Source organism: Rhodoblastus acidophilus, from assembly GCF_025961575.1.
GTDB lineage: Bacteria > Pseudomonadota > Alphaproteobacteria > Rhizobiales > Beijerinckiaceae > Rhodoblastus > Rhodoblastus acidophilus_C.
The window spans coordinates 1-6,072 of record NZ_JAOQNX010000058.1; the positions used below are offsets into that span (position 1 = coordinate 1).

Consider the following 6,072-nt stretch of genomic DNA (forward strand, 5'->3'; position numbering starts at 1 on the left):
CGATAGGCGCCCTCCTGTCAGCGTTCACTCCGCAAGAGTGCGCCAACTTCTTCGCCGCCGCAGGATATGACCCGGATTAAGCCGAATCCGCTCTAATGACCCGTTTGAGCCGATGGGGCCCGTAGCAGCTTGACCGTGGCCAAACTTCTGGGGCGTTGAAGCCGTGTGTGGCTGGTCGTCACGAGGATGGCGGCGCGCTCACAAGATCCCCCACGCCCTATACCGCCTGCGGCCGGTCAGTTCGCGCAATCCAAGTCCGGCGATGAGGTCTTGCCCGGCGCGCGCGGAAACGTTCAGCGCCTTGGCCACCAATTCGGGGGTGACGATCGGCTTCTCCAGGGCGAGGTCGAGCGCTTGCGGCAGACGCGACGTGCCCCGCCTGCCCCTCAACCTGCCCTCGCGCGAGGCGCGCGCCAGCAGCCAGCGGTCGTGATCCTTCAGGCCCTGTTCGGCGGCGGCCAGGATCGCGGCGAGCCAGAACAGGATCTTGGTTTCGAGATCGCCATGCTTGCGCCGGAGGCGGCCCACCGCTCGCGCGCCGCAGTTGACGCACATCAGATGGCTCGAGGTCTTGCCGCGCTGGCGCAACAGCGCGACGGAGAGCAGGCGGCCAAGCCAATCCAGATGCTGCAGCGGTTCGATGTCGTCCCAAAGGACTGCGGCGATTGCGGCCGCAACCACCGGCGGCAGATCGGCGGTCGCGGCGACGCCGTCGCGCCATTGGTCGAGCCTCTCGTCCTCGTCCCAGTCGAGATCGTAGACGAGCGGATCGCGGTCCTCGCGCGCGACGACGGGTTTGCGTTCGAGCGCGAGGTTTGTCCGCGCCAGCGCGGCGTCGAGCGCCGCGAGTTCGGCGGCGAGCGGGTCGTCTTCCGCCGGATCGCCCGCGGCTGAGGCCGCGAAAGCCCCCTCCCCTTCGTCGTCGTCACGCACGCCGGCCGTCTCGGCCCTACCCTCCCCTTCCGGCAAAAACCCGCCGGCGCGCAGGGCGGCGACCCCGGCCGGCAACAGCGCCCAGCCCGGCGCGGCGGCGAAAATCTGCCGGCGCGCCGCCAGCACCCGGGCGGCGCGGAGCAACTCCGGGGTCGGAGCGCGGGCGTCCATATGGGCGTCGTGGAGGACGAGATCTTCGAGATGGGCGAGTTCGCCCTCGATCCAGAGCGAGGCGCAGGCGTCGGCGAAATGCGTGCGTTCGATCCAGCCGTGGCGGATCGGGCTGGCGCGCAGCCGCTCGTCGAGGCGGGCAAGCGCGTCTTCGGCGCGCGCCAGCGGCCCCGCGAGCGCGCGCCACGGCAGGGAGTCAAGAAAATTGAGGCTCAACAAGGGCATCGAGCGGCCGACCTGGCGAGGCGATCATCGTTCATGACGGTTTTCCCAGCGCGCCGCCGATCCGGAGTGGTTTGCACTTATTTTTCAACATGCTGTCCGATCGCTCCTGAAATCCTTAGCAGAAAATTTGGCGCGGATTTTCCGCTAAGCGCTTCACTGCTGAAATCGCTAACGGAAAGCGACAGACAGCTGTCGCTTTTATTTCCTCATTTCAATCGCACGAAACGTCATCAATCTGTGGGGTTTGGCCGATATCGTTCGCTTGTTTTTTGGCTATAAATTTCAATTCAGGCGGACGACTTTTGGCAATCGGTTCAATCCGCAAAGGAGCTCTGCGCGGCCGTACGGCGGCGGTCGATGACGACGTTTGGGCCGAGGCCAGGCGACAAGCGCGGGAGCTCGACAAGGTTTTGGAGGGATCGGGCCTGCGGCGGGCTCTGATCGCGAGAGCCGCCGCCGAACTCAATCTGACGACGCGCCAAGTCTATAATCTGCTCAAGCGCTACGCCAGCACGCGCACGGCAACATCCCTGCAGTCGCGGCGGGGCGGACTGCGGACGAAGCGTCTGAGCGCCGGCGTCGAAGCGATCATCGAGACGACGCTTGCAGAAAAATGGATGATCAAAGAAGCGCCGCCGCTCGCGCCGATCGTCGATGAAATCAGGGCGCGCTGCGCAGCTATCGGCGAAAGGCCGCCGTGCTATATTTCCGTGCAGCAGCGTGTCGCCCTGCTGTTCGACGATCTGGCGATCGCCAAGGAGCGAACTTCCAACGCCAGGCACGTTCGCAGGCTCAAGGCTAGGCCAGGTTATATTTCGGCGGCGCGGCCGCTGGCCGTCTGCCAGATCGACCATACGCCGACCGACATTCAGTTCGTCGAGGTCATCGACGAGGTCGGCACTTTCGTCGGGCGGGCCTACCTCACGGTGGTCGTCGATGTGTTTTCGCGAGCAATCCTTGGCTTTTGCCTGACGCTGGAGAGACCGAAATCGCTTTCGGTTGCGCTTTGCATGGCGCAGGCGCTCTGCCCAAAGGACGTGTGGCTCGCCGCGCGCGGCTTGGCGGATTACCCCTGGCCGATGTTCGGCCGCCCGAAAACCCTCGTGGTCGACGGCGGCAAAGAGTTCAAGGGCGGCGCCTTTGCTCGCGGATGCAAGGAGTATGGGATCGCCATCCGCCCGCGGCATCGCGGCAACGTCCATCAGGGCAGCGTGGTCGAACGCTTGCTGGGCGCTCTCAACGGCGTCATTGGCGCTCTGCCCGGACGCACCGGCCGATCAGTCGCCAATCGCGATGGCTATCCCTCGGAGGAGAAAGCGCGGCTGACCTTTTCCGATCTTGAACGTTGCGTCGCCTTGGCTGTCCTCGATCATAACTTACGTCAGAACGAAAAGACGCTGAACGCACCTTTCGCCGAATGGACGGCGCATGCCGCCGAACTGCCCCGGCGCGATGACAATGCGTTGCAAGTGCTGATTGAATTCCTGCCAGGCGGCGAGCGCCGCTTGACGCCGCAAGGCGTCAGCTTCGAGGCGCTCGATTACTACGCCCCCTGGCTCGGCGAATTGGTTCCGGAGCGCGACCGGATCGGCATGCTCGAGGTGCGCGGCGATCCGCGCGACGTGAGCCACATTTATGTGCGCCATCCCCACACCGGACTGTTCCTGCCGGCACCGCGGCGTGACGGCAGGATGGAGCCGATCACGCTTTGGGAACACAAGCGCAACCGCGCGGCGCGACGCGCGGCCGGCGGCCAGACGCCTGAGATGAAAGTGGCGCTGCGGCGCGCGATCAGCGAGATCGCCGGCGCCGCGCAACGACCGGCCAAAGTTTTGGGCAAGGCGCCGACAACGAAATCCGTCCTGCGCGCGGCCGCACGCTCCGCCCATGCCGAGAGCGCCGACAAACCTTATCGAGCGATGGCGCCGGACGCGCCGCCGGCGCCAGAGCATCCTCTGCGCGAAAAACGCGCCCTGCCGGTGGAGGAATGGTGAACGGCCAGCATCTTTTCGACCATGTCCGGCCGTGGCTGGCGCGGACGTCCGGCGAGCGGATCGCCTTCATTCGCGCCGCCCGCTGGATCGCCTATGAGCGGGCGCTCGCCGCACATCGCAGCTTTGACGATCTGCTGGCGCGGCCACCGTCGCTACGAACGGTCGGCCTGATGCTGCTCGGCCCCGCCGCCAACGGCAAGAGCATGATCGTCGAGCGCTTCGCGCTCGACCATTTGAAGCAGGCCGATGCGAACAACGAACAGCCAAGAGTTTGGGTCGTGCAGACGCGCGAAGGCGCCGGCCTTCTCAATTTCTATGGCGGGATCTTGTCGGCCTTGCAGGCTCCGCAGACGAGGTCGCGCGACACGCTCGCCAAGGCCGAACAGCTCGATTGCCTATTTCGGCAGATGCGGCCACGCCTCCTGATTTTCGACGAATTCCACAATTGCCTGCGTGGCCGCAGCCGAGACGTCGAGGCGATTTTCGCGGTGTTGCGCCGCCTCGGACGCGACTATGACATTTCTCCAGTGCTTGTTGGCGACGTGTCGGTTTACGACCATGTCGCCTTGACCCAAGAAATGGCCAGTCGGTTCGGTCTCGCCGCCGTGCCGCGCTGGACCTACGCCGAGGAGTTTTTCGCGCTGCTCGACAGTCTTGAAGCGGCGTTTCCACTCGGTGCGGCGTCAAGACTTTCCAACGAGCCAACCGCGCGGGCGATTTTTGCGCTGTCGGACGGGCTGATAGGCGAGATCGTCGCCATCGTCACCCAGGCTGCGATTTTGGCGTTACGCAATGGCGCCGAGCAGATCACGGCGACGATGATCGCGGATTTACGCTACGTGCCGCTGTCGCGCCGAAAGGGCGCGCCGCAACGCGACGCTCTGCTATGAGCGCGCCGATCGCTGGCGCGCTGTATGCGATTGAAATTCAATCACGCCGCGCCGCGCGCGCGCCGGAGCGCTGGCCGGCGCCGGTCCAACCCCAAACGGACGAACTGCTGTCGAGTTGGCTCAATCGACTGGCGCTCGCGCATGGCTTGCCGCCCCGCGCTTTCGGATCAGCGCTCGGATTGGGCGGCCGCGCCTGGTCGGGCCGGTTGGATCTGGCGCCGCCCGCCGCACTGCTCGATCTGCTGGCGCGGCGAACCGGGCTTGCCGCCGAGGCGATTGCCGCGTTGTCGTTCCGTGATTTCGCCGCAAGAGAAATGCTGCTGCCGTTGCGGACGAGAGTTTCGCCGCGCAGCAAGGATCGCTGGCGCGCGACCTGGCTGCAAGCCTGTCCCCGTTGCCTTGCAGAAGACCAATATCCGTATTTTCGTCGGGCTTGGCGGCTGGCGACGACGATTTTCTGCATGCGCCACGTCAGGCGGCTGATCGATCGATGTCCGGCGTGCGGACAAGCCTTGGTCCCATTCGATCAGGCGGCGTTGGCGCCCCAGCATTTTTGCGCGCATTGCCTCTTTGATCTGCGTCGCGCCGCGACGCCGACGGTTCACGCCTTGGTCCGTCGGAGCGCGCAAAGCTTTGCCGAATTCGGCCTTGGCCTGACCGCCGATAACGCCGCCGCTCGCAAATTCATTTTGAACCTGCCGGCGCGGCGCGATCCGTCACGATCGGCGGCCTTTACCGCGCTGTCGACGCGCGAGCGCGCTCTGTGTCTCATCGACCTCAGCGACGAGATCGAGGCGATTTTGGCTGCGTCCGGGCGCCACCCCGCAGGTGTGGCCGCCGCGCCCAGAATTCCGCTCGCCGCGATTTTATCCGCCTACGTCAGCGTGCAGCGGCGCCAGTCTTATTCGCTAAAATGCGCCGACGGCGCTGAACCGCCCTCCTGATCTTGATCTCCGACGGCCGAAGCCAAGTTTGATGAAGGTCGGACGGGCGCCATCGGCGGGAAGGCGACCAACGCAGACGCGTTCAGCAAGGTCGGCTTGTAACCAGTTTTCCGCCATTGCCGCAGAAATCGGCGAAATGACCACGGCTCTGCTTCCAATCTGGCATGGTCTCGTGCTTGAAGGCCCGTCCGCGGTTGCCGCCTTTCTCGCAGGATTGATCCTACGTTGAGACGTTCTGTCTGAAATTACTGCCAGTTGGCATTTACGAGCATGCGCGCCAGTTCGTCTGCCCGCGCGCCCCTTCCAGCGGCCTTGAGTTGCGCAATGGCTACTGACCCTTTTTCCATGATGTCCAGCCCGTGCGCGATTGCTACGATCGGTTTTGGACCTCGCGAACCCGGCCAATCCGGATCATAATAGTTTTCAGGAAGCCGATCGCTGGACAGTACGTCGAGCACCTCCGGTAACGCAGCCGTCGCGGATGGCAACCCAAACCGCGCAGCGGCCCGCCACGACTCGATCGCGGAAGCGACGACGTCTGGCCTGTGGCCCAACAACGCCTTCTTGAGCGGCCCTGCATAATTCCGCTTGCACAGCGCGGTTGTTCTCGCCCACGCGGCGTCGACGCGGACGTCGTCACCCCAATGCGGAAGTAGCGCGCCGATTCTTTCTGCTGAGGTGCAGATCGCGTCGCTGCCCCAACTGACTTGGGCGACATTCTGCCCAGCAAACGAGCCTAGGAGCCGTGAAAACCCAGGCAGAGCGAGCCTGCGACGATCTCCCTCCATCGCGACGATGAGCTTCGAAACGAGTTTCGGACTAACTGCCCGTTGACGAAGTCGGCTGGCGCTGATTCCCTTGAGTCACGTAAACTCGACGGGGTTTTTGGCGATGGCGATGAGGCGGGACGAGGGC

4 protein-coding genes are annotated in these 6,072 nt (G+C 64.6%); 3 read left to right on the plus strand and 1 reads right to left on the minus strand.

Annotation, left to right across the window (positions count from 1 at the left end; all coding sequences use genetic code 11):
• Nucleotides 1-198: 198 nt before the first annotated feature.
• Nucleotides 199-1,329, minus strand: coding sequence for an RHE_PE00001 family protein (locus tag M2320_RS22935; protein WP_264599286.1), 1,131 nt, complete (start codon nt 1,327-1,329; stop codon nt 199-201).
• Between the two features lie 302 nt (nt 1,330-1,631).
• On the opposite strand from M2320_RS22935, the gene M2320_RS22940 reads away from it, so the two are divergent.
• Genes M2320_RS22940 through M2320_RS22950 form a run of 3 tightly spaced genes read left to right on the plus strand, consistent with a single transcriptional unit; the run spans nt 1,632 to nt 5,157 of the window.
• Nucleotides 1,632-3,323, plus strand: a complete 1,692-nt coding sequence (locus M2320_RS22940) for a transposase family protein (RefSeq protein WP_264599287.1) — start codon at nt 1,632-1,634, stop codon at nt 3,321-3,323.
• Entirely contained in the window at nt 3,317-4,213 is an 897-nt protein-coding gene (locus tag M2320_RS22945; protein WP_264599288.1) for a TniB family NTP-binding protein, read from the plus strand. The genes M2320_RS22940 and M2320_RS22945 overlap by 7 nt, the downstream gene beginning before the upstream one ends.
• Nucleotides 4,210-5,157 (plus strand): TniQ family protein, encoded by a 948-nt coding sequence (locus tag M2320_RS22950; RefSeq protein ID WP_184430647.1) that lies wholly within the window; start codon nt 4,210-4,212, stop codon nt 5,155-5,157. Before M2320_RS22945 ends, M2320_RS22950 begins: the two co-directional genes overlap by 4 nt.
• Nucleotides 5,158-6,072 lie beyond the last annotated feature (915 nt).